Below are 24,027 nucleotides of genomic sequence, written 5' to 3'. Positions count from 1 at the left end.
TGTGTGTCTTCGGCCTGACGCTTTTGAATTATAGGATGTAAAAGAAAATCGTGAAGAAGTGAAGAATCGAGCCTCCGAGTACGAACAAATGCCATACCATATGATGATACGTAAAGCTTCGCCATACATAAAAAATCGCACCGATGGAATACATCACTCCTCCTACGACAAGGTAGGTAATACCAGCTGCAGGTACTTCCGCCGTCAAAGGTCCCCATGCAAGGATAATGAGCCAACCCATTAACACATAGAAGACCGTCGAAAGGACGACAAAACGCTTCACGAAAAACACCTTGAATAAAATCCCTAGTATAGCCATTCCCCAGACGATCCCAAACAAGGTCCAGCCCAATGTCCCTCTTAACGGAACGAGCATAATAGGAGTGTAAGTCCCGGCAATGAATAAGTAAATCGATGAGTGGTCAAAGATCTCAAATAGATCCTTTGCTTTGCCGGGCGGGAAACTATGAACCAATGTGGAGGATACATAGAGTAGAAGCATGGTTGCACCATAAATCGATACAGATACAATATGCCAGGCATTGCCTTCTAGACTTGCAAATACAATTAACAGCACGAGCATAGCAATACTCAGAATAGCTCCAATTCCGTGTGTGATTGCATTGGCAATCTCTTCGCGCTTTGAAAAGGTGTGTGTCATCATTCTTCAATCAACCCCAATTTCTTTGGATACTACTCATTATACGCTTATATTTACATGGAATAAAGAACCCAACATGGATTCGTGTTTAAACGACTGATAATAGGGTAATAAAGAGAGCGATACAACTTGTAAGGAGAGAGAAATGTCGGAAATTGCTGTTCGAGATTCATGAAAAACTATGTTAAACTATGTATTGGTTCACAGTGAGCTTTTGATTCTGCTCCTTCCGTTGTGCGTATAAAGGGAGTGACTAAACACTATGGTAAGTATTGAAAAAGACAAATTAACATGGCCTACATTGGCTGAACTTATGATTCCATCAGAAAAGGTAGCCCACGTGCAGATTGGGAATCCGTTGGAACACGCGTTGCTGGTCCTCGTTAAATCAGGATATTCAGCCGTACCCGTGTTAGATCCTACCTATAAATTTCAAGGGGTCATCAGTAAAACGAAAATCTTAGAAGAAACTTTAGGTATTGAGGAATTTGAGTTGAATCGTCTATCAGAAATTCAAGTCAATGAGATAATGGATGCAGACGTTCCTTGTCTACAACCAGGCAACCATATGATTGATGCATTGCATAAATTGATTGATTATCCATTTGTATGTGTAACAAATGAAGATGGAGAATTTGATGGGATTATAACGAGAAGAAGCATTTTGAAGCAATATAGTAAGCACTATCATGAAATACTGAAATACCATGAATAAAGTAAAAAAATATGTTCGATATGATAGAATAGATGGCATCTAAAGGTGCCATCTTTTTGTTTGGACATAAAAGATGGATGGAGGGTTCTAAGTCATAGAAACCACGGAAAAAAAGGAGGAGAGGCAAACATGGATGGAACGAAACCGAGAAACAGACCTCTTGTCCTCGCTTCTGTTATGCTTGCGATGTTTTTAGCAGCCATTGAGGCAACGATTGTTTCTACAGCGATGCCGAGTATAGTGGCAGATCTAGGCAATTTTCGATTGTATAGTTGGGTGTTTTCTGCCTATTTATTAACGAATGCCGCGACTGTGTTATTGTTTGGGCGCTTAGCTGACGTTTTAGGACGTAAGCCGATTTTCCTGATTGGAATCAGCTTGTTTCTGATTGGCGCCATTCTGTCTGCGCTAGCTCCGACAATGTCGGTCCTTATTGTTGCAAGACTGATCCAAGGTCTCGGTGCAGGTGCGCTTATGCCGATGGCTACGACCATAGTTGGGGACATTTATTCTAAAGAGGAACGAGCTAAGATTCAAGGGTACTTATCCAGTGTGTGGGGGATATCTGCTGTAACAGGTCCTTTACTTGGTGGTTTTTTTGTTGATGTATTAAGTTGGCCTTATGTATTTTGGATGAATATTCCATTAGGCTTACTTGCTTTTATAGGGATTATGGTATTTTTTAAAGAAGAGGTTGAAAGCAAGAAAAGATCGATTGATGTGGTGGGTTCTGTATGGATTATACTAGCTATCAGTTCTTTACTCATCATATTAGTAGAAGGAGGCGGGAGACTACCTTGGTTATCAATAGAAGTCTCGCTTCTTATTAGTTTATCTACAATTAGTTTTGTTGCATTTGTCTTTCATGAAAGAAAGATTGAAGAACCGATGCTGCCTCTTCATTTATGGTCGATCCGTTCGATACGGTTTGCAAATTTGACGTCGTTCACGACAGGGATGATCCTTATTGGTGTATCTAGTTATTTACCTGCTTTTGTCCAAGGGGTAATGGAGCGCTCTGCTACTGTAGCAGGGTTTACGTTGACGACGATGTCCATTGGCTGGCCGGTCGCTTCGACTCTCGCTGGTCGATTACTATTGAGGATTGGGTATCGTCGAACGTCGATTATGGGTGGGGTGTCACTGATTATCGGGGCAATAATCTTCTCGTTTCTCTCTCCTAACCACGGTCCTTTGTTTGCTGCCAGTGGGTCCTTGTTTATCGGAATTGGGATGGGGCTCACATCGACATCTTTTATCGTATCGATCCAAAATGCGGTCGATTGGAAGTCGAGAGGGATTGCAACGGCCTCAAATATGTTTATGAGAACAATCGGAAGCGCACTTGGGGCTGCGCTGCTTGGAGGACTTTTGAATAGTCGTCTCGAAACGGTTATACAGCAGTCTGAGTTATCAGGAACGTTTGATGTGAACGCGACTAATCGACTATTAAGAGAAGAAGATCGGGAGTCACTTGGTGAAAGAGCGGCTGAAGTTTTACAAGAGGGCTTAAGTTCAGGATTGCATATGGTATATATTGGTTTGCTTGTATTGGCTAGTGTCAGTTTTCTGTTTATTTTGCAACTTCCGAAAAAAGAAGATTGATAATGACGCCATCCCTTTGATAAAGTAAAGGGTGAAAGAATACATAAAGGAGGAGTTCGACGTGAAACAGATGGATGCAAACGAAATTATTTCGTTTATTTCGAATAGCGAAAAATCGACCCCTGTTAAAGTATATATCAAGGGGGATAAACTAAATGAGATTGACTTTGGTAAAGACGTTCAAGACTTCATCTCAGATGGTACAGGCGTTTTGTTTGGAGAGTGGAAAGTGATTCAACCACTTCTTGAAACATATGCTGATCAAATAGACGATTATGTATTGGAGAATGATCGACGTAATTCCGCTATTCCTCTTCTAGATCTGAAGCAGGTGAACGCGAGAATCGAGCCCGGAGCTGTCATTCGTGATCAAGTGGAGATTGGTGACGGAGCGGTCATTATGTTGGGTGCTATGATCAATATCGGATCGGTTGTCGGCGCTGGGACGATGATTGATATGAATGTCGTGCTGGGTGGCCGTGCAACGGTAGGGAAGAACTGTCATATCGGAGCAGGAGCGGTTCTTGCAGGTGTAATCGAGCCTCCTTCTGCAAAACCGGTAGTCGTTGAAGATGGCGTTGTCATCGGTGCAAATGCCGTTGTGCTTGAAGGAGTAACGGTAGGTGAAGGGTCCGTAGTAGCGGCTGGTGCTATCGTTACAGAAGATGTACCGCCAAACACATTGGTTGCAGGAACACCAGCAAAAGTCATTAAGGAGATTGATGACCAAACAAAGTCGAAAACAGAAATCAAACAGGAATTACGAAAACTGGATAATTGATTATAGGGCCTTGCTGCTTAGCAAGGCCTTTCGTTTAAAGAGGAGGGCGACTATGCATACTGATCAACTCAAACAAATACGTCGGGATCTTCACCGTATCCCTGAACTAGGTTTTAAAGAAATAAAGACACAACGGTATTTACTTGATTACATCGGTTCTTTGCCACAAGAACATCTGACGATTGAAACGTGGAAGACGGGTATTATTGTACATGTAAAAGGAACAGTTGGTTCAAAAACGATCGGGTACCGTGCTGATATTGACGGATTACCATTAGATGAAGAAACAGGACTGGATTTTCAATCCGAACATGACGGAAAAATGCACGCCTGCGGCCACGATTTTCATATGACGATTGCGTTAGGAGCGTTGACGAAACTCGCCTCTGATCCAGCAGAACATCATGCTGTCTTTATTTTTCAGCCAGCAGAGGAGGGGCCCGGTGGCGCAGAGCCTATGCTCCAATCAAATGCGATGAAAGCGTTGTGGCCAGATGAAATCTTTGCCCTTCATGTAGCCCCAGAGCTGCCAGTCGGAACTATTTCGTCTAAGCCAGGCCTGCTATTCGCTAATACGAGTGAGTTGTTTATTGATTTTGCTGGAAAAGGCGGGCATGCCGCTTATCCTCACCGAACCTATGACATGGTCGTAGCAGCAAGCTCTTTCATCATTCAGCTTCAGCAAATCGTTGCAAGAAGAATTGACCCATTGGATAGCGCAGTGATTTCTATAGGAAAGGTAGAAAGCGGAACGGTTCAAAACATAATCGCCCAAAAAGCTCGGGTTGAAGGAACGATCCGTACACTATCCCCATTATCGATGGATCTGGTCAAAGAGGAGATCGAAAAAATAGCGAAAGGTACTGAAATAACTAATGACTGTAAGATCACAATCGATTATGGAGCCAATTATTATCAAGTGACCAATGATGATTCGCTTACTAAAGCATTTCGAGAAATGATCGATCACACCCCTTATACCTATAAAGAAGCGCCTATGGCTATGACAGGCGAGGATTTCGGGTATATGCTCAAAGAAATTCCAGGGTTCATGTTCTGGCTCGGTGTCGACTCAGATGCTGGGCTACATCAAGCTGACCTTAAACCGGATGAATCAGCTCTAGAAATTGGCGTTGATGTCGTCGTATCTACATTTTCTCACCTCTAGTATGTGGATGCATACCCTTCAAACTTCGTGGGACACTACATGTGAGTACCGCTCAGTGGTGGAGGGGTGACCTTCTACATAAGACAGGGGGAAGAGAAGCGTGGAAATCACCATAAAATTATTGGCTGTAGCCATATTGATTGTGTTGACTGCTTTTTTTGTAGCGAGTGAATTTGCCATCGTCAAAGTCCGAAAAACTCGCATGGAAGCTCGTGCTGCTGAAGGAGACAAAAAAGCGGAAAAATCGCTAAAATTATTGAATAACTTAGATTACTATTTATCTGCTTGTCAATTGGGGATTACGATTACAGCTTTGGGATTAGGTTGGTTAGGAGAACCGACACTTGAAGTGCTATTGCATCCGGTATTTGATGAGCTCGCTTTACCACCAACCGTTACGGGTACAATCTCATTCGCTATTGCTTTCTTTACTATTACGTTTCTTCATGTGGTGTTAGGTGAATTGGCTCCCAAGACCATCGCGATCCAGAAGGCCGAAGCCATTACCCTTCTGCTATGCAGACCACTCATTTTATATAGTAAATTAATGTACCCACTCATTTGGCTGTTAAATGGAGCAGCGAACATTTTTGTGCGAATGTTTGGGTTTCAAACCGCTCGTGAATCGGATGAAGTCCATTCCGAAGATGAGTTAAGGCACATTCTAACCCAAAGCTATAAGCAAGGCGAAATTAACCGTTCTGAATATCAGTATGTGGATAGGATCTTCGAATTCGATAATCGTACAGCTAAAGAGATTATGATTCCACGAACGGAAATGGCTGTACTTGATATTCAGGATTCGGTTACGTCGAGCATTCGATCTATGAAAAGCAAGCGGTACACGCGTTATCCAGTGATCGAAGGTGACAAAGATAAAGTCATGGGGCTCATCCATATGAAGGAGCTAGTATTCATGGATGATCAGGACAGTTTACGACCTTATATCCGCCCCATCATGAAAGTGTTTGAGAATGTGCCGATCCATGATTTACTCGTGAAAATGAAGAAAGAGCACTCGCATATGGCTGTTTTATTAGACGAGTATGGAGGGACATCAGGCATTGTGACCGTCGAAGATATCCTTGAAGAAATTGTCGGGGAAATCCGTGATGAATTTGACCATGAAGAAGAACGCGAAATAAGGCGATTGAAGAATGGTCACTTTCTTTTAGAAGGAAAAACATCGATACAAGACATAAATGAATACTTCCGTGTCGACTTAAATCATGATGATATTGATACGATCTCTGGATGGATTTATACCCAAGATTATGATGCTTCAGAAGGTACTATCATTCAAGGTGGCCGATTGGAGTTTAAGATTGTGGACATGGAAAAAGGACAAATTAAGAAAGTGGAAGTGTGGGAAAAGAGCCCATGAAAAAAGCCCGGTAACCCGGGCTTTTCTCTTATTCTTCATTTTTTGTAACGTATACTTGGTGAGGATAAGGAATTTCAATTCCTGCTTGATCGAGGGCTTCTTTCATCGCTTTTCTCAAATCACGTTCCACAGCCCACTGTTCCATGTTGGCTGTCTTACCTAGCACACGGATCACAACATCAGAAGAGCCTAAGCTTTGCACACCTAAGACATTTGGACCTTCTTTGAAGCGTTCATCATCCTGGAAGCGATCGGCTACTTCCTTAAGAACCGTCATTGCTTCATCAATATTCTCATCGTAACCGATTCCTATATCTACAAGCGCACGCATATTGCCTCTAGAGTGGTTGGCAACGCCAGATATATTGCGGTTCGGGATGAAATTCAACGTCCCATCGAAACTGCGCACTTGAGTGGTGCGAATGCCGACTTCCTCGACAACCCCGTCATATCCACCTGCCGTCACGTAATCATCCACTTCAACTTGACGCTCGAGCAGCAAGAAAAAGCCTGTGACAACATCCGAAACAATCCCTTGAGCACCAAAGCCGATTGCTAACCCGACAATACCAGCACCCGCAATGAGTGGAGCAATATCAATGTCCATAGCACCTAGGATCATCACGATAAGCATAAAAATAAGGGCATAGGAAAAGATGTTAACAGAAAGCTTCTCGAGTGTTTTACTACGACCTTCTGAAATGTTCCGCTGTTTACTAACTTTGTTGATTGCCTTTTCGATTGCTTTTCGCCCAATGGGTCTAACAATCGCAAAGGCGATAATGAGCACAAGAATCTCCACACCGACCGCTATTAACCCTTCGACTAATACGCTAGGGTTAAACTTAAAACCTTCTTCAAATAAATTCACTAAAAGTCTCCTTTCAACTCTAAAATACTATTCCTATTATAGAATAGCGAAAAACTTAGGTAATTATCAATTATTTTAAAAGAAATGACGAAGAAATGTCGAAGTATGCGTTCTCTTTTTAATGGATAGACTTATGTAAGAAGGTAATGGCATGGAACACGTATATTCTACCTAGGGGATCTGGTTATACTACTTAATGCATTCCATTTACACTTGAATAATAATCTGGAGGGATTTTAAATGGCAGAACGTATGGTTGCCAAGCAAGCACCACGCTTTGAAATGGAGGCTGTGCTTCCAAACAAGGAATTCGGAAAAGTGTCTCTTGAAGAAAATATGAAAAATGACAAATGGACGGTCCTGTTTTTCTATCCGATGGACTTTACGTTTGTATGTCCTACAGAAATCACCTCGGTTTCTGATCGTTTCGATGAATTTGAGGATTTGGATGCAGACGTTATTGGTGTATCGACTGATACGATTCATACTCATCTTGCATGGATCAATACATCGCGTGATGAGAATGGCTTAGGGGACCTGCACTATTCCCTGGCTGCTGATACAAATCATAAAGTAGCAAAAGACTACGGTGTACTTATTGAAGAAGAGGGGGTTGCGCTTCGCGGATTGTTCATCATCAGCCCAGAAGGTGAATTACTATATCAAGTGGTCAACCACAATAACATCGGTCGTGACGTCGATGAAACTTTACGTGTGCTACAAGCTCTTCAAACTGGTGGTTTGTGTCCAGCGAATTGGAAGCCTGGTCAAGAGACACTGTAAGTTCACGCTCTTGAAGAAAACAGCGAGGAGGATGGAAGATGCGCTTGAGAACTCCCATGCCTGAATGGCCTGAAGCTACGAAGTGGTTAAACAGTGATCCCATCAGCAGAGATGACCTTGTAGGCGGGAAACCTACACTGATTCACTTTTGGTCTGTCAGTTGTGGTCTTTGTAAAGAAGCGATGCCAAGCGTCAATGAATTTCGTGAAGAGTATAAAGATCACTTAAACGTAGTGGCTGTTCATATGCCACGTTCTGAGAAGGATCTAGATGTGGAAACGATTGAACAAGTGGCAAAAGAACATGACATCACGCAGCCCATTTATGTAGACAATCAACACGCTTTGACGGACGCTTTTGATAACCAATATGTCCCTGCTTATTATGTGTTTGATGACGAAGGAAACCTTCGTCACTTCCAGGCGGGCGGTGGAGGTATGAAAATGCTCCGCAAACGGGTCAACCGTGTGCTGGGTATCCATCAAAAATAGAAAACATCAATAAAGAACAAGCTCCATATCATTGATGGAGCTTGTTCTTTATTGTCTCAAGAGATTCAGGCGTATTTTATAAGATATGATGGTGGTTGTAGTGGAGAAAATCAGTCTAAAGGATGATTCTAGATAGGTCCTTACTCGGTAGAATGTTTGAACAACTACTAATTTTTGAAAAATTGAATCAAATGGGTGGATATTTATTTCGATACCCGATATATTAGTAATTACGGTAAAAAGGATTTAGAGGAGGGATACATTTGGAAACATTTAAGAAATTAAAGCAATTTTATTGGCCTTATAGAAAGTTTTTCTTCTGGTCGCTTTTTTCCCTACTATTCGTAACGGGTATCTCTGTCGTATATCCGATCGTGCTTCAAGTGACGATTGACGAAGTAGTAGGTCAAGAAAGGTATTCATTGATTCCCTACATTTGTATAGCCTTTGTCGGCTTAATGATTGTAAAAGGGGTAGCCACCTATTTCCATCAATACTTAGGAGAATATTTCGGGATTCGTTCTGTTTACACGCTTCGTGACGCGCTGTATAAAAAACTTCAGCGACTTCCGTTTCGGTATTATGATAATGCGAAAACAGGGGATTTGATGTCACGTCTGACTGCGGATGTGGAAGGCTTTCGATTCTTTCTAGCATTGGGTTTTTCAGAACTGATTCGTATTATTTTACTTATTGTGATTAGCTTAAGTGTCATGTTTTATTTTTCTGTACCACTCGCCCTTGTAACGATGGCCGTCATGCCGTTTCTGGCCATTGTCGTTTATCGGTTCGACCGCAAAGTTCACCCTGCGTTCCGTAAGATTCGTAAGTCATTCGGAAAGTTGAATACGAGGGTTCAGGAAAATATTAGCGGCATGAACACGGTCAAGTCCTTGTCGAGGGAAGATTTCGAAGTGGGCCGATTTCTGAACCGCAGTGATGACTACCGATCGAATTTCATCACTACGTCTAATATCTGGTCTAAGTACTTTCCATTAATGGAGTTCATCGGAAATGTAAGTGTTGTCGCTTTACTTGCCTATGGAGGGTATCTAGTGGTCAACGATTCACTCATGCTCGGTGAATTGGTCGCCTTCTTCAACCTTGTTTGGCTTGTTCTAGGACCGCTTATGAACTTCGGTTTTGTCATTAACTTGTTCTCTCAATCGAAAGCTTCTGGTGAGCGTTTACTTGAGATTCTGGAAGCAGAAGAAGATATTCAAGAGAAAGAAGGAGCGATCATTCAAGATCGTCTTAACGGACATGTGACGTTCAAAGAGGTCACGTTGACCTACGCAGAAGATGATGACTCTGCTTTGAAAGACATTTCCTTTGACGCCCCTCCAGGAAAAACAATAGGTTTGATCGGTGCAACAGGATCAGGGAAAACGAGTATCACTCAGTTGATTACACGTTTCTATGAGCCTGAAAAAGGTGAAGTGCTTTTAGATGGGAATCCCGTCCAAGATTATGGTTTAAAGACGCTGCGTAAAAACATTGGGTTCGTATTGCAGGAATCGTTCCTATTCTCTACCACTATTAAAGAGAACATTAGCTACGGGAATCCCGATGCAACGATGGAAGATGTTATGGCTGCAGCCAAGCGCGCCCAGGCCCACGATTTTATCATGGATATGCCAGAAGGCTACGATACGCTCCTTGGTGAACGTGGTATGGGGTTATCCGGAGGGCAAAAGCAGCGAATTGCGATTGCTCGTGCCATTCTCATCGACCCTGCGGTCTTAATTTTGGATGATGCTACCTCCGCTGTAGATATGGAGACAGAATTCCAAATACAAAAAGCACTGCAAGAGGTGATGGAAGGACGTACAACGTTCATCATAGCTCACAGGATTTCTTCATTGAAGCATGCCGATGAAATCTTAGTCCTAGAAGACGGGGCAGTTAAAGAACGGGGTCTCCATGATGATCTGCTCGTAAACGGAGGACCGTATCAGCGTATTTATGATATTCAATATCAAGACAAAGAAAAAATTATGAATGCAGCGAATATCTAGCCATAAAGGAGGGAGAAACCTTGGTAAAACGTCCGAAACACAAAACAGAAACCAACAAGCATTTAAACCGGTTCAAGTACACCCAGGACCAAGCGATCGAGAAACCATTCAACTGGGCGCAAATGTGGAGATTATTAAAATACATTAAACCCTACACGAGGACCTTATTGCCGATCGCTATCGTTGCGATGCTTATTTCAACCATCGTCCGTCTTGGAGTACCGATTCTGATTGGTAAAGTGGCGATTGATATCGCGATAGCAAATGGCAATGTACCATTATTGGTACAATTAGTCGTAGGTATTGCAATTATGTATTTGCTTAGTTATATAGGAAATGCTTTACGAATAAAGTACGTAAACATATTAGGCCAAAATGTCATTTATGATTTACGTGAGCATTTGTTCTCACACGTTCAACGCTTGTCGCATAAGTTCTTCGACTCAAGATCGGCCGGTTCGATTCTTGTGCGGATCATGAATGATATCAATTCACTTCAAGAGCTATTTACAAATGGAATCATAAACTTGTTGATGGACATCGTCATGCTATCGGGGATCGTGGTCATCCTGTTCTTTATGAGTCCTAAACTAGCGCTTGCGATTCTCGTTATCTTGCCGATTATGTTCTACATTTCAACAAAACTGCGTCGCAACATCCGTAGGTCGTGGCAGCAGGTCAGGATTCAACAATCAAAACTGAATTCCCATTTGAATGAGAGCATACAGGGAATCCGAATCACCCAATCTTTTTCACAAGAGAAAGAAAACGCCGAATTCTTTGATGGTGTGAACTCTGATAACCTTGAATCATGGAACACTGCTGTGAAAAAGAGTGCGATGTTCCGTCCATTCGTCGAGATGAGTAATGCGGTCGGAACTGTCATTTTAATCGCATATGGTGCATTTTTAATCTTGCAAGGTGATATCGTTGTCGGTACGTTCGTCTCGTTCTCCTTCTACTTAGGGATGTTCTGGGAGCCGATTTCACGACTTGGTATGATGTACAACCAACTTCTAATGGCAATGGCTGCTTCAGAACGAATCTTCGAGTTCCTTGATGAAGAACCGAATGTCGAAGAAAAGTCAAACGCTAGAAAGTTGACTGATATGAAAGGTCACATCGAATTTGACCACGTTCAGTTTGCCTACGATGAGAAACGGATCGCTTTGCATGACATCAATTTGGAAATGAAGCAAGGGCAAACCGTTGCACTCGTCGGTCATACTGGTTCTGGAAAGTCCACCATCGCTAACTTGATCAGCCGCTTTTATGATCCGACAAAAGGGGCTGTGAAAATCGATGGTGTCGATTTAAGAGATGCTACGATCGACAGTGTTCGCCAGCAAATCAGTGTGGTGTTACAAGATACTTTTATCTTCTCAGGAACAATTATGGACAATATCCGTTTCGGTAGACCGAGTGCCAGTGATGATGAAGTGAAAGAAGCGGCCAAAGTCGTTGGTGCAGACGACTTCATTCAACGCTTGAATAACGGTTATGAGACCGAAGTTGAGGAGCGCGGAAATATCTTGTCAGCTGGAGAAAGACAATTGCTTTCATTTGCTCGTGCATTACTAGCAGATCCGCGTATTCTGATCTTGGATGAAGCGACGGCTAGTATTGACACAGAGACAGAAGTGAAAATTCAAAACGCCCTTCGGAAATTGTTGAAGGGGCGGACCGCCATTATCATTGCCCACCGTTTATCAACCATTCGAGAAGCAGATAATATTTTCGTACTGGAGAATGGTAAGATTTTAGAGAATGGTTCCCACCATGAGTTGATGGATCAAAAAGGGGAATACTATGAATTGGTGAAAGCTCAGTTCCAAATGCTAGATGCTATATAAAAGAAACCAACCCCCGAGTACACTCTCAACGAGAGTGTACTCGGGGGTTTTTTGCACATATGTACGTAAAGTCAAATCTAATGCGCTTGGTTGGTGGAAGGAAGAGTTAAAGTAATAGCTCAATAGGGTATGGTGGAAGTAATATCTTTAGACAAATCAACAGAAGTGGTGTATTCTAAATGCAAATTCAATGTTTGTGAAGTTTGTCACAAAATCGGCAAAAAGCTTTTAACAATAATGCAGTTTCACGATTTATACTGGAGATAGACTTGCATAAATATTGATTCAGAACCTTAATTGGTGAGGGGGAACTACAATGTTTGAACTAGATGGCGCAACCATTAGTCGTATGTTGACATCTATGACACTACTCTTTCATGCCATCTTTGCCACAGTCGGAGTAGGTGTTCCTGTGATGGTTTCCATCGCAGAATTTATCGGGATTAAGAAAAAAGACCCTCATTACACCTTGCTCGCACGCCGTTGGACAAGGGGATATACCATCACTGTAGCCGTTGGTGTTGTAACAGGTACAGCTATAGGTCTGCAACTGTCGCTGATCTGGCCTAGCTTTATGCAACTCGCGGGAAACGTGATTGCACTGCCTTTATTTATGGAGACGTTCGCTTTCTTTTTTGAAGCGATTTTCTTAGGGATCTACCTTTATACATGGGATCGATTTAAGAATCCTATCTACCATTGGTTACTGTCCATTCCAGTTGTAATCGGAGGAACTCTTTCTGCGTTCTTCATTACAACGGTAAACTCATTCATGAATCAACCTCAAGGGTTTGAGATGGAAAATGGTACCGTGACATCCATCGATCCTTTGGCCGCTATGTTTAATCCAGCGACGCCGACTAAAGTGTTTCACGTCATTTCTTCTTCCTACTTAACATCTGCCGCTATCCTTGCCGGTATAGCTGCGATTTTCATATTGTGGAAGAAAGGATCTACCTATCACAAGAAAGCTCTCAAGTTGACGGTAACCTTTACATTCTTATTCGCTATTCTTACGGCTGTTGCTGGCGACCTTTCCGCAAAATTCTTAGCGGAGTATCAGCCTGAGAAACTGGCAGCTGGTGAATGGCACTTTGAAACAGAAGAAGGGGCAGATTTGATTGTTTTTGGTACATTAAATGAAAACAATGAAGTTGAAAATGCGATTCGAATCCCGAATGCTTTAAGTTTCTTAGCATATGGGGATTTCAATGCTGAGGTAGAGGGACTAGAAGAAACACCGGTGGATGAGCAGCCTCCTCTATGGATTCACTACATGTTCGACTTGATGGTATCGATAGGCTTCTACTTACTTGGGATTTCCTTGTTATTCCTCGTATTTTGGAAAGTTAAAAAGTGGAATGAGAATAACCGACTTCTTCTCACGGGTATTGCTCTAGCTGGTCCTTTATCCATGTTAGCTGTAGAATTCGGCTGGGTTTATGCTGAGGTTGGACGACAGCCTTGGATTTTAAGAGGGTTTATGACCGTGACGGAGGGAGCGACTACATCTCCATATGTTGGGTGGATGTTCCTATTGTTCTTAGCTCTATATATCGTATTAGGCACTGGCTGTATTGTTGTCCTTCGAAAAATGTTCAAGGATAATCCTGCTGAACTGGAGCTTGAGCGTTTGTTCCCACAAGTTGCAGCAACGAAGGAGGATGACCAGTCATGAGTTATGAACTGATCGGTATTACGGTTTTATGGTTCTTTCTATATGGTTACTTGATTGTAGCCTCGATTGATTTCGGGGCTGGATTCTTTGCCTATTACGCAAGAGTGACAAAAAAGGACCATATTATAAACCAGCTCATTTCAAGGTACCTTTCGCCGGTTTGGGAAGTGACCAATGTGTTCTTTGTCTTCTTCTTCGTAGGGCTTGTCGGTTTCTTCCCTGACACAGCATACTATTATGGCCAATCGTTGCTTATACCAGGAAGTATCGCTATTGTGCTGCTGGCCATCCGTGGTTCTTTTTATGCATTTGAGAGCTACGGCTCAAAAGATAATGCCGTATATATGTTCTTTTATGGAGCTACGGGACTATTGATTCCAGCCTCATTATCGACTGCATTGACGATATCAGAAGGTGGTTTTATCGAAGAAACGGCCAATGGTGTGCAATTACTTTACGGGGAGTTGTTAACGAGCCCTTATTCTTGGAGTGTTGTCTTTCTGGCTCTTGTTTCCGTTTTATACATTAGTGCTATGTTCTTGACATATTATGCGGATCGAGCCGGAGATAAACCCGCCCTGGAGTTAGTCAGAAAGTACGCACTTTTCTGGAGCTCTCCAACGATCATTGCGAGTTTGACGACATTTATTGCACTTAGCCAGCAGAACTTAGACCATTTCCAAAGAGCTCTGGAATTATGGTGGGTATTCGGAATATCGGTCGCCTTCTTTATGGTTGCTGTTTTCCTCATCTATATAGGGAGATATTATGGGTTGGCTTTCATTGCAGTAATGCTCCAATTCCTATTTGCTTTTTTCGGTTACGGTGCGTCACACTTACCTTACATTCTGAGACCTTATATCACGTTGACAAGCGGAGTTACACATGAGTCGATGGCTATTGCGTTGATTGTTGCGTTCATAGCTGGGCTATGTTTATTGATTCCATCATTGATCCTATTGATGCGTATGTTCTTATTCGATGCTGAATATGTAAAAGGTAAGAAGTAGAGAGGCACAAGCTTCTCTACTTTTTCATGCCTTCTTGTTCGTTATGTGGTAGAATGACGATAGATTTAATGGAAGATGGAGGACTTGAGATGAAAAAAGAATTTGCAGTTATCGGCTTAGGGCGATTCGGTGGAAGTATTTGCAGAGAACTGAGCCGTGAGGGCATGGAAGTCCTCGCTATAGACTTAGATGAAGATAAAGTGAATGAATATAAAGATATCGCTGGTCACGCGGTTATCGCAGATTCCACCGATGAAAATGTATTACGTGAGCTCGGTATGAGAAATATCGATCATGTCATCGTCGCAATTGGTGATAACATCCAGGCGAGCATTTTGACTACATTGATGCTGAAAGAATTAGGGATCAAAACGATTACTGTAAAAGCACAGAACGATTACCATGAAAAAGTGTTAAGCAAAATCGGTGCCGATCACGTTGTCCACCCTGAGCGAGATATGGGGAAACGGATAGCACATAATATTATTTCGAATAATATCCTAGATTATATCGAGCTTTCAGATGATCATAGCGTCGTCGAGGTGAAAGCTGGAAGCAAAATGAGCGGTCGGACGCTGGTTGACCTCGATATCCGTGCACAATACGGATGTAACGTGGTAGCGATTAAACGGAAAAAAGACGTCATAGTGTCTCCAATGGCAACGGAAGAAATTCGTGAAAGTGATGTATTAATTGTAATTGGTGCCGATAATGATATAAGTCGATTTGAGAAAAATCTGGTAGTAGAAGATTAACCTTTACCCCTGTCTATATGGCAGGGGTATTTGTTTGCAATATTTTGTACTGATCGTTCTCCTCTTCTAATGAATAATAGACCGGTTGCTTTGAATATGGTCCATTTAAAGCCCGTCTGACCCTGAAGTAAGAATATGGATGCTCTCTTTTTTGTAAGCGTTTGATTCGATGAAGGCGGTTTACTGAGGCCATTAATGGGAAATAGATAAGCTATACATGGAGTACTTAGGAGGATGAAGCCGATGTTTAATAAAAGAACGGGAGAAATCATGGCCGAGCAGCTTATAGACCATGGAGTTAAGCATGTCTTTGGGTTGCCTGGTGATTCGATTAATGAATTTGTTGATGATTTACGTAAAAAACGAGAAGAAATAGAGTTTGTCCAAGTTCGACACGAAGAGACGGGAGCGCTGGCTGCTTCGTCTTATGCAAAGCTCACAGGACAAATCGGTGTGACGCTAGCTATTGCAGGCCCTGGGGCCGTACACTTGATGAATGGTCTTTATGATGCTAAAGCCGATAGTGCTCCTGTCCTTGCTATAGTAGGGCAAGTTCATAGCGACCAAGTCGGTACAGGTGCATTCCAAGAGATTAATCTAGAGCGTATGTTCGATGACGTAGCAGTCTTCAACAAACGCGCTGAAACAGAAGCCCAGCTACCTGATTTGTTAAACCAGGCGATAAGAGAAGCCTATGCAGCTAAAGGAGTATCCGTATTAATTGTTCCGGATGATTTGTTTGCAGCTAAACATAAAGAAAAACCGAGGTTAACAGCTCCCGGCTATACAAAGCCTTCCATAATGCCGAGATCTGAAGATATGAAGCAGGCAAGGACTTTAATTGAGGCAGCAGAAAAACCTGTCATTCTTGCAGGTAAAGGAGCCGCTGGTGCGAAAGAGTCACTACTTGGCTTTGCCGAAGCGATACAAGCTCCCATTGTTCTCAGTTTACTTGCTAAAGGAATCATTCCTGACCACCACCCTTATTGTTTAGGCCAGCACGGGCAAATCGGGACGAAACCAGCTTACCATGCGATTAAGGAAACAGACTTATTAATTTTGATTGGCACGCAATTTCCTTACCGTGACTTTCTGCCGGACAATGTAAAGGCGATCCAAATTGACAATGAACCATCGAATTTGGGCAGGCATTACCCTATTGATGTAGGATTGCCTGGTGATGCCAGAGAGACGATGGATGCGTTAAGGGAGTTTTTGTCACCTATTGAAAAACGTGATTTTCTTTCCACTTATCAAGAGAAAATGAAAGATTGGCACATTGCCCTACAGGAAGAAAAACGATCCACAGACAACCCGATTCATGCTCCACAAGTGATGTACCAATTAGAAAAGCTGATGAAACCTGGTGCAATCATATCAGGTGATGTCGGAAATTCTACGGTATGGGTATCGAGATTTTTACCGTTGGTTGATCAGAAGTACATTGTTTCTGGGTGGTTAGCTACTATGGGGAGTGCGTTGCCAGGAGCTCTTGCAGGACAATTCGCTTATCCAGACAAGCAAGTCATCGGAATAGCCGGTGATGGAGGCTTTTCCATGGTAATGCATGATTTTGTCACAGCTGTGAAGAACGATTTACCTATAAAGATGATTGTATTGAATAACAGTAAGATCGGTATGATTAAGTATGAACAAGAGCAAATGGGCCACTTGAATTATGAAACGGACCTTGGAGAAATCGACTTTGCGAAGTTTGCAGAAGCATGCGGTGGAGAAGGATACCGAATCGAGAATTATGAAGATCTTGAATCTAAAATGCAACAAGCCTTTCTATCCAATAAACCGGCGCTCATTGATGTTGTAATCGAAGATCAGGCACCATTGCCAGGTCACATTGACTACACATCTGCCGTTAATTTCTCGTCCTATATCATTAAGAATTTCTTCGAGACAGGTACGCTTGATTTACCAGATATCAGAAAATCATTAAAACGTTTGAAGTAATGAAAAAGCCCCTGCTGAAATCAGCAGGGGCTTTTGTGGTCGATTACACTTCCATAATGATAGGAAGAATCATCGGACGACGCTTCGTTTTCTCGAATAAGAAAGGAGCAATCGTATCCGTGATTTCATTTTTAATCTCAGACCATTGTGTTGTGCGGCGTTCCATGACTTTATCAACATGAGAACTAACTAATTTCTGAGCTTCTTTAATCAAGTCCTCAGATTCTCTCATGTAGACGAAACCACGTGAGATGATATCTGGACCAGAAGCTATACGGAATTCTTTCATGTTGATGCTGACAACAACAATGACGAGACCTTCTTCTGAAAGGATACGGCGGTCGCGAAGAACGATATTACCGATATCACCGATACCGCTACCATCGACATATACAGAGCCGGATGGAATCTTTCCTGCAATACTCGCCTCTTCTTTTCCTAATGCAAGGACATCGCCATTATCCATAACAAAACAATTGTCTGGTTCTACGCCACAATCGTGACTAAGCTTGGCATGTTCTTTCTGCATGCGGTACTCACCATGGATCGGCATGAAGAATTTAGGCTGAATAAGGCGGAGCATCAGCTTCATTTCTTCGCGGCTACCGTGTCCGGATGTGTGAATATCGTTGAGTGGACCGTGAATGACTTCGGCACCTGCACGGTACAACTTATTTATTGTACGGCTGACACTGATTGTGTTTCCAGGGATTGGGGAAGATGAGAACACAACGGTGTCACCTGGTTGAATTTGAATTTGACGGTGTGTACCATTGGCGATTCTTGAAAGAGCAGCCATAGGCTCACCTTGGGATCCTGTACAAAGAATGGCAACTTCATTGGCAGGAAGACGGTTGATTTGCTGTGCATCGATGAACGTGTCTTTAGGTGCACGAATATATCCGAGTTCCTGACCGATCTTAATCGATGCCTCCATGCTTCGTCCAAACACCGCAACTTTACGGTTATGTTTTACTGCGGCTTCCACTACTTGTTGCAAGCGGTGAATGTTTGATGCAAAGGTAGCAAAGATTGCACGACCCTCTACACGCGAAAAGATGTCCTGGATGCTTTGTCCAACCACACGTTCTGACTTCGTAAAGCCAGGGACCTCACTATTCGTACTATCTGATAACAGGGCGAGAACACCTTCTTTACCAATCTCAGCCATTTTGGTCAAGTTGGCAGGTTCTCCGACAGGGGTGAAATCGAATTTAAAGTCTCCTGTGTGAACGATATTACCAGGAGGTGTTTTAACTACGATTCCGAATGAATCTGGAATACTGTGTGTTGTACGGAAGAAGGATACAGAAGTCTTGCGGAACTTGATCACATCTTCCTCTTCGATGGTATGCATTTTAGTGTTTCGTAACAAACCGTGTTCATCAAGTTTATTACGCAGTAGGCCAGCTGCTAGTTTTCCAGCATATATTGGGATATTGACTTCTTTCAGCAAGTAAGGGATACCACCGATGTGGTCTTCGTGACCGTGGGTGATGAATAACCCTTTGATTTTGTCCTGATTCTGAACAAGGTAGGTATAGTCTGGAATTACGTAGTCGATACCTAACAGTTCGTCTTCAGGGAATTTGATTCCAGCATCAATGAGGATGATTTCGTCTTGGAATTGTACGCCGTATGTGTTTTTACCAATCTCACCGAGTCCGCCTAAAGCGAATACGGCTGTCTGGTCATTCTTAACAAACTTCATCCGTTACATGTTCTCCAATTGGAAATCTTCTGATTGCTGTTCATAGGCCAAGTGATCCTCATTAAGCACCTGGATATATTCAATATTGATTCCCTTATCTGCTAGCTTTTCTCTTACTTTTCTCTCTGCATCCGCTTCTACGTACATGGCCTTTGTACGCTCGCGAACAGGAACTTCTTGCTGAAGCTCCTGATATAATACTTTAAAAATCATTTCCTTTATCGCTCCTAACTAGATATAATTTCCACATTCTTGTCCTGTCATTAATCATAGCACGTTTCATTATTGTGTGGTAATGATAATAGTGGTTGAACGAGTCTCCAACGAATCCATCTGTGATTTACGCGTAGGTTTTTCGTTCCATGAAATCTTTCCAACGTTTTCTAAGCTTCCTTCTTAGACGCTTCATCATCGTGCATCCATCCCCTTTCTCGGAAGAAAAGCACTAAAAACGTAAAACCGCCCAATCCCTGTTACCTCTAGTATAATACGGTTTGGTAAAGAATGAAACATTTACATTTATAATATCGTTTGTTTTTCTTCTCAAACTTATCCACTCGTGCTAGAGTATAGCCAAATACGATCTATTCCTTAGTATTACATAAGGATGATATATTCAAACGGAAGAGATGGAGGAAATGATATGGATAAGAAAATTGCATTATTCGATATTGACGGTACTTTATTGACTCATAATAAGGAATTGCCCGAAAAAACGAAACAGGCTATAAGCGACTTGAAAGAGGCCGGGGTGTATTGTGCAATTGCCACAGGCCGTGCCCCATTTATGTACGAAGACTTACGAAAGACGCTTGGAATCGATTCCTTTATAAGCTTTAATGGTCAATACGTCGTATTAGAGGGAGAAGTAGTATATAAGAATCCTCTATCTACAGAACACTTAAAAGCACTTCATATGGACGCTCAAGATCATAATCATCCAATGGTGTTTATGGATCATGCTGGTATGAAAGCCACAACCCCGGATCATTCTCATATCACCAAAAGTTTAGGTTCTTTATACTTGGATCACCCGCCTGTAGATGCCGCTTACTATGAAACACGAGAGATTTATCAGTCACTCCTGTTTTGTGAAGGTGACGAAATTGAAGAATATCGTGAGAAGCATACATCATTTGATTATATCCGCTGGCACGAATACTCTTGTGACGTTCTTCCGAGTGGCGGTTCCAAAGCAGAAGGCATTAAAAAGTTGATTGAAGCAGCAGGACTTAGCATAGAGAATTCCTATGCTTTCGGTGATGGGTTAAATGATATTGAAATGATCCGGGATGTCGGAACCGGGGTTGCCATGGGGAATGCAGTTCCGGAAACGAAGCAAGTCAGTGACTATGTGACCGATGATGTCGATGAAGGTGGTCTAGTCAAAGCCATCTATGAAGTAGGGTTATTGAAATAGTATGTACATTCTTCTTCTATAACAATGAACAAGAGGAGTAAAATCGAAAATCATGAGAAAGTGATGACAACGGATTCAATATAAAAAGGCCTGCGATTTGCAGGCCTTTTGTTCGTTATACAAAATTTGCTTTGCTCAGTATTATAAAGTTTTCCTGGAACGGTGGGGCATAAGGGCAATATTCTTACCTGTCAGCAGGTGTAGCGTTATCGGGCTCTTTGAAAGGGTCCTCTGAATCGATATGATCATAAAACATCACGCCGTGTAAGTGGTCAATCTCATGTTGAAAGACAATTGCAGCGTAATCTCTTAAGCGTAACTTCACATCATTCCCTTCTAAATCGGTAGCTTTGAGGGTGATTCTTCTGTAACGAGGAACATACCCTGGCACTTCACGATCGACAGAAAGGCACCCCTCACCAGTTGAAAGATACGTACGTTCAACGGAATGGCTAACAATACGAGGGTTGAACAAACCGTAACTATACATTTTATCTTTCAAATCGACGAAATGGACCGCTAACATACGTTTATTGACATTGATTTGTGGAGCAGCCAACCCTACACCTGGACGCAGACCGTAACGGTCACAAACTTGTTCATCCTGACTATTTTTGAGGTATTGAAGCATTTCCTCAAGCGTTTCTTTATCTTTCTTGGAAGGGGGAAGGTCCACCTCATCGGTCACTTTACGTAGAGCGGGATGTCCTTCCCGAACGATATCGTCCATTGTGATCATACACATATACACCCTTTCTGGCGTCATCATTTTTTAACTCCTATAAAAAGGAAAGTAAAAGATTCTTTCAAACCCATTCTTTCCAGATGGAACTATTATGAAAAATGCCACTTTCAATTTATTTTCATTTATTATACTATGGTAGATATCACAAGATTACAATGATGAGTTGTAGTACAAGGGGGAACTATTCGTGCGTTTACGTATGCTTATGGCGTTGCTTGCTGCAGCGGCTTTTATTTTGTCTGCATGTACAGGGCCATCGGCTCAAGAAGAGATGTATGATCATCTAGAAAAAGCGGTGACTTTAGAGGATGCATTCCGCGAACAACAACAACCACTGGTTGAGCTTGAGAATAAAGAGCAAGAACTGTACAACCAGATTATTGATTTAAGCATGAATGAATTTGATCAGATTAAACAGTTATCTCAAGAAGCGGCTGATGTGGTTGAACAGCGTAGAGAGAAGTTAGAGTTAGAAAAAGAAAGCATTGAAGCTGCCAAGGAAGAGTTTGAGAAGATCGAACCCTTGATTAGTGACTTAGATGAAGAACAGGCAGAAGCCAAAGAAAAAGCCAACGAGTTATATGAGGCTATGCAAAATCGATATGAGGCTTATAAAACGCTTTACAACGCTTATGATGAAGCGCTGACGTTAGATGCTGAACTGTATGAGATGTTACAAAAGGAAGATTTGACAGAGGAGCAATTGCAAAATCAAATCGATAGCATCAATCAAACCTACACGGAAGTAATGGAAGCGAATGATCAGTTCAATCAATATACAGAAGAATACAACGAACTGAAGAAAGAGTTCTACGAAGCAGCAGAACTTGACGTTACGTATGAAGATGAAACAAATACGGAAGAAAATGCTGATACTGAAAACGAATCGGCAGAATAAAACGAAAACCGTCCTTAAATAGGGCGGTTTTTGTTTTGTTAAAGAATAAGAAGCAGTAAAATTGCAAACCGTCATAATAAAGTCCTATGATTAATACAGGTAAGGAATACAAGTGATACAGTATGGCTATTTCATAGACATGTATCACCAATTTTTGACTGCTCTGAATAAGAGCGTTTATCTGGTTAAGAATATATTTTGCAAAGTGATTGACGAATGATGACGAATTGAGCTAAACTACAAAGTGGATTTACATTGTACCAATATTTTTTCTCGTAATAATGTAACAGTTGTTGCAAATGCCTGCTTCATGATTAATTAAGTTGTCGACAGGGTAAAACGTAAAGTGTAAATTGGTACAGATTTTCTAAAGAATTGGGAAAGCTAGTCACAGCATCCATTTTCAAATATGAAAGGAAGAGGTGAATTATTTTGAAACGAACTCTTGAGAACATTGAAAATCAGTTCGAAACGTTTCAAATCCTGAATGAAGAAGGTCAAATCGTCAATGAAGACGCTATGCCTGACTTATCAGATGAAGATTTAAAAGAAATTATGCGTCGTATGGTCTATACACGTATCTTGGACCAGCGTTCTATCGCGCTGAACCGCCAAGGTCGTCTAGGTTTCTACGCACCAACAGCAGGACAAGAGGCTTCTCAGCTTGGTAGCCAGTTTGCCCTAGAGAAAGAAGACTTTATTCTACCAGGGTATCGTGATGTTCCTCAGTTGATCTGGCACGGACTTCCACTACACCAAGCATTCTTATTCTCCCGTGGTCACTTTAAAGGGAACCAAATGCCTGAAGGTGTCAACGCAGTAAGTCCACAAATCATCATCGGTGCTCAAATTACACAAGCCGCTGGTGTAGGACTTGGATATAAAAAACGTGGTGAAAATGCCGTAGCGATCACATATACAGGTGATGGTGGTGCTTCACAAGGTGACTTCTACGAAGGAATCAACTTCGCAGGTGCCTTCGGTGCACAATCCATCTTCGTTGTTCAAAACAACCGCTTTGCGATCTCTGTACCTGTTGAGAAACAGTCTGCAGCTCAAACGATTGCTCAAAAAGCAGTAGCCGCTGGTATCGAAGGTGTACAGGTAGACGGTATGGATGTTCTTGCTGTTTATGCTGCGACAAAAGATGCGCGTGAGCGTGCTGTAACGGGTGAAGGTCCAACATTGATTGAGACTCTGACTTACCGTTATGGTCCTCATACAATGGCTGGTGATGATCCAACTCGTTATCGTACAGATGAAGAAGATAGCGAATGGGAGAAGAAAGACCCAATCGTTCGTTTCCGTAAATTCCTTGAAGAGAAAGGCCTATGGTCAGAGGAAGAAGAAAACGAATTGATCGAGAAAACGAAAGAAGAAATCAAAGCAGCTATCAAAGAAGCTGACAATACACCAAAACAAAAAGTGACAGATCTTATGGAGATCATGCACGAAGAACTTCCACCTAATTTGAAAGAACAGATGGAAGAATATAAGGAAAAGGAGTCGAAGTAG

Annotated in this window: 21 protein-coding genes; 16 read left to right on the top strand and 5 right to left on the bottom strand. The window is 42.1% G+C overall.

The features are described 5' to 3' along the window. Window positions 1-28: 28 nt before the first annotated feature. Window positions 29-664 (bottom strand): PAQR family membrane homeostasis protein TrhA, encoded by a 636-nt coding sequence (gene trhA / locus H0266_RS05475; protein ID WP_181471355.1) that lies wholly within the window; start codon window positions 662-664, stop codon window positions 29-31. A gap of 259 nt (window positions 665-923) precedes the next feature. Here trhA and cbpB point away from each other — a divergent pair, with 259 nt between their 5' ends. The 5 genes from cbpB to H0266_RS05450 all read left to right on the top strand — a co-directional run bounded on the left by cbpB (window position 924) and on the right by H0266_RS05450 (window position 6,314). Next, window positions 924-1,376, top strand: a complete 453-nt coding sequence (gene cbpB / locus H0266_RS05470; protein ID WP_181471354.1) for a cyclic-di-AMP-binding protein CbpB — start codon at window positions 924-926, stop codon at window positions 1,374-1,376. A 129-nt stretch (window positions 1,377-1,505) separates the two neighbouring features. Further along, a complete protein-coding gene (locus H0266_RS05465) occupies window positions 1,506-2,981 on the top strand; it encodes an MDR family MFS transporter (protein ID WP_181471353.1) in 1,476 nt (491 codons plus the stop codon). A gap of 61 nt (window positions 2,982-3,042) precedes the next feature. Next, window positions 3,043-3,762, top strand: a complete 720-nt coding sequence (gene dapD / locus H0266_RS05460; RefSeq protein WP_181471352.1) for a 2,3,4,5-tetrahydropyridine-2,6-dicarboxylate N-acetyltransferase — start codon at window positions 3,043-3,045, stop codon at window positions 3,760-3,762. A gap of 52 nt (window positions 3,763-3,814) precedes the next feature. Further along, window positions 3,815-4,930, top strand: coding sequence for an N-acetyldiaminopimelate deacetylase (locus tag H0266_RS05455; protein ID WP_181471351.1), 1,116 nt, complete (start codon window positions 3,815-3,817; stop codon window positions 4,928-4,930). 100 nt (window positions 4,931-5,030) lie between these two features. Continuing rightward, window positions 5,031-6,314: a CNNM domain-containing protein gene (locus H0266_RS05450; RefSeq protein ID WP_181471350.1), complete on the top strand. Its 1,284-nt coding sequence runs from the start codon at window positions 5,031-5,033 to the stop codon at window positions 6,312-6,314. Window positions 6,315-6,342: 28 nt separating this feature from the next. Here H0266_RS05450 and H0266_RS05445 read toward each other — a convergent pair whose 3' ends face one another. Beyond that, window positions 6,343-7,185: a mechanosensitive ion channel domain-containing protein gene (locus tag H0266_RS05445; RefSeq protein WP_181471349.1), complete on the bottom strand. Its 843-nt coding sequence runs from the start codon at window positions 7,183-7,185 to the stop codon at window positions 6,343-6,345. A 240-nt stretch (window positions 7,186-7,425) separates the two neighbouring features. Between H0266_RS05445 and H0266_RS05440 the strand changes: the two genes are divergently transcribed. The 8 genes from H0266_RS05440 (at window position 7,426) to H0266_RS05405 (ending at window position 17,738) form a co-directional block, all read left to right on the top strand. Beyond that, window positions 7,426-7,968, top strand: coding sequence for a peroxiredoxin (locus H0266_RS05440; RefSeq protein WP_181471348.1), 543 nt, complete (start codon window positions 7,426-7,428; stop codon window positions 7,966-7,968). A gap of 38 nt (window positions 7,969-8,006) precedes the next feature. Beyond that, complete coding sequence (locus H0266_RS05435; RefSeq protein ID WP_181471347.1) at window positions 8,007-8,459, top strand: TlpA family protein disulfide reductase; 453 nt, start codon at window positions 8,007-8,009, stop codon at window positions 8,457-8,459. Between the two features lie 263 nt (window positions 8,460-8,722). Further along, complete coding sequence (locus H0266_RS05430; protein ID WP_181471346.1) at window positions 8,723-10,477, top strand: ABC transporter ATP-binding protein; 1,755 nt, start codon at window positions 8,723-8,725, stop codon at window positions 10,475-10,477. A gap of 20 nt (window positions 10,478-10,497) precedes the next feature. Continuing rightward, window positions 10,498-12,330 (top strand): ABC transporter ATP-binding protein, encoded by a 1,833-nt coding sequence (locus H0266_RS05425; RefSeq protein WP_181471345.1) that lies wholly within the window; start codon window positions 10,498-10,500, stop codon window positions 12,328-12,330. A 316-nt stretch (window positions 12,331-12,646) separates the two neighbouring features. Next, entirely contained in the window at window positions 12,647-14,008 is a 1,362-nt protein-coding gene (locus tag H0266_RS05420) for a cytochrome ubiquinol oxidase subunit I (protein ID WP_181471344.1), read from the top strand. After that, complete coding sequence (locus H0266_RS05415) at window positions 14,005-15,018, top strand: cytochrome d ubiquinol oxidase subunit II (protein WP_181471343.1); 1,014 nt, start codon at window positions 14,005-14,007, stop codon at window positions 15,016-15,018. Before H0266_RS05420 ends, H0266_RS05415 begins: the two co-directional genes overlap by 4 nt. Window positions 15,019-15,107: 89 nt before the next feature. After that, window positions 15,108-15,773: a potassium channel family protein gene (locus tag H0266_RS05410; RefSeq protein WP_181471342.1), complete on the top strand. Its 666-nt coding sequence runs from the start codon at window positions 15,108-15,110 to the stop codon at window positions 15,771-15,773. Between the two features lie 243 nt (window positions 15,774-16,016). After that, entirely contained in the window at window positions 16,017-17,738 is a 1,722-nt protein-coding gene (locus H0266_RS05405; protein WP_181471341.1) for a pyruvate oxidase, read from the top strand. Window positions 17,739-17,781: 43 nt separating this feature from the next. Here the strand turns inward: H0266_RS05405 and rnjA are convergent, their stop codons facing one another. Both rnjA and H0266_RS05395 read right to left on the bottom strand, forming a co-directional pair. After that, window positions 17,782-19,449: a ribonuclease J1 gene (gene rnjA / locus H0266_RS05400; protein ID WP_181471340.1), complete on the bottom strand. Its 1,668-nt coding sequence runs from the start codon at window positions 19,447-19,449 to the stop codon at window positions 17,782-17,784. A gap of 3 nt (window positions 19,450-19,452) precedes the next feature. Next, entirely contained in the window at window positions 19,453-19,662 is a 210-nt protein-coding gene (locus H0266_RS05395; protein ID WP_181471339.1) for a DNA-dependent RNA polymerase subunit epsilon, read from the bottom strand. A gap of 430 nt (window positions 19,663-20,092) precedes the next feature. Here H0266_RS05395 and H0266_RS05390 point away from each other — a divergent pair, with 430 nt between their 5' ends. Next, window positions 20,093-20,869 carry a Cof-type HAD-IIB family hydrolase gene (locus H0266_RS05390; RefSeq protein ID WP_181471338.1) on the top strand — a complete coding sequence of 259 codons (777 nt, stop codon included), beginning with the start codon at window positions 20,093-20,095 and terminating at the stop codon, window positions 20,867-20,869. 184 nt (window positions 20,870-21,053) lie between these two features. Here the strand turns inward: H0266_RS05390 and def are convergent, their stop codons facing one another. Further along, the gene (gene def / locus H0266_RS05385) at window positions 21,054-21,608 is read right to left on the bottom strand and encodes a peptide deformylase (RefSeq protein ID WP_181471735.1); all 555 of its coding nucleotides are present in this window, start codon (window positions 21,606-21,608) and stop codon (window positions 21,054-21,056) included. 193 nt (window positions 21,609-21,801) lie between these two features. Between def and H0266_RS05380 the strand changes: the two genes are divergently transcribed. After that, on the top strand, window positions 21,802-22,512 hold the full coding sequence (locus tag H0266_RS05380) for a YkyA family protein (RefSeq protein WP_343063209.1): 711 nt from the start codon (window positions 21,802-21,804) through the stop codon (window positions 22,510-22,512). 432 nt (window positions 22,513-22,944) lie between these two features. Then, on the top strand, window positions 22,945-24,027 hold the full coding sequence (pdhA, locus tag H0266_RS05375; protein ID WP_181471337.1) for a pyruvate dehydrogenase (acetyl-transferring) E1 component subunit alpha: 1,083 nt from the start codon (window positions 22,945-22,947) through the stop codon (window positions 24,025-24,027).

The organism is Halobacillus locisalis (genome assembly GCF_013694105.1).
Taxonomy (GTDB): domain Bacteria; phylum Bacillota; class Bacilli; order Bacillales; family Halobacillaceae; genus Halobacillus; species Halobacillus locisalis.
This window is presented reverse-complemented; position numbering and strand designations above follow the sequence as displayed.

What these genes read in the sequence shown, in the direction of transcription:
- trhA (WP_181471355.1), bottom strand. Translation starts at nt 664, where the DNA reads ATGATGACACACACCTTTTCAAAGCGCGAAGAGATTGCCAATGCAATC.
- cbpB (WP_181471354.1), top strand. Translation starts at nt 924, where the DNA reads ATGGTAAGTATTGAAAAAGACAAATTAACATGGCCTACATTGGCTGAA.
- H0266_RS05465 (WP_181471353.1), top strand. Translation starts at nt 1,506, where the DNA reads ATGGATGGAACGAAACCGAGAAACAGACCTCTTGTCCTCGCTTCTGTT.
- H0266_RS05455 (WP_181471351.1), top strand. Translation starts at nt 3,815, where the DNA reads ATGCATACTGATCAACTCAAACAAATACGTCGGGATCTTCACCGTATC.
- H0266_RS05440 (WP_181471348.1), top strand. Translation starts at nt 7,426, where the DNA reads ATGGCAGAACGTATGGTTGCCAAGCAAGCACCACGCTTTGAAATGGAG.
- H0266_RS05435 (WP_181471347.1), top strand. Translation starts at nt 8,007, where the DNA reads ATGCGCTTGAGAACTCCCATGCCTGAATGGCCTGAAGCTACGAAGTGG.
- H0266_RS05420 (WP_181471344.1), top strand. Translation starts at nt 12,647, where the DNA reads ATGTTTGAACTAGATGGCGCAACCATTAGTCGTATGTTGACATCTATG.
- H0266_RS05415 (WP_181471343.1), top strand. Translation starts at nt 14,005, where the DNA reads ATGAGTTATGAACTGATCGGTATTACGGTTTTATGGTTCTTTCTATAT.
- H0266_RS05410 (WP_181471342.1), top strand. Translation starts at nt 15,108, where the DNA reads ATGAAAAAAGAATTTGCAGTTATCGGCTTAGGGCGATTCGGTGGAAGT.
- H0266_RS05405 (WP_181471341.1), top strand. Translation starts at nt 16,017, where the DNA reads ATGTTTAATAAAAGAACGGGAGAAATCATGGCCGAGCAGCTTATAGAC.
- rnjA (WP_181471340.1), bottom strand. Translation starts at nt 19,449, where the DNA reads ATGAAGTTTGTTAAGAATGACCAGACAGCCGTATTCGCTTTAGGCGGA.
- H0266_RS05395 (WP_181471339.1), bottom strand. Translation starts at nt 19,662, where the DNA reads ATGATTTTTAAAGTATTATATCAGGAGCTTCAGCAAGAAGTTCCTGTT.
- H0266_RS05390 (WP_181471338.1), top strand. Translation starts at nt 20,093, where the DNA reads ATGGATAAGAAAATTGCATTATTCGATATTGACGGTACTTTATTGACT.
- def (WP_181471735.1), bottom strand. Translation starts at nt 21,608, where the DNA reads ATGATCACAATGGACGATATCGTTCGGGAAGGACATCCCGCTCTACGT.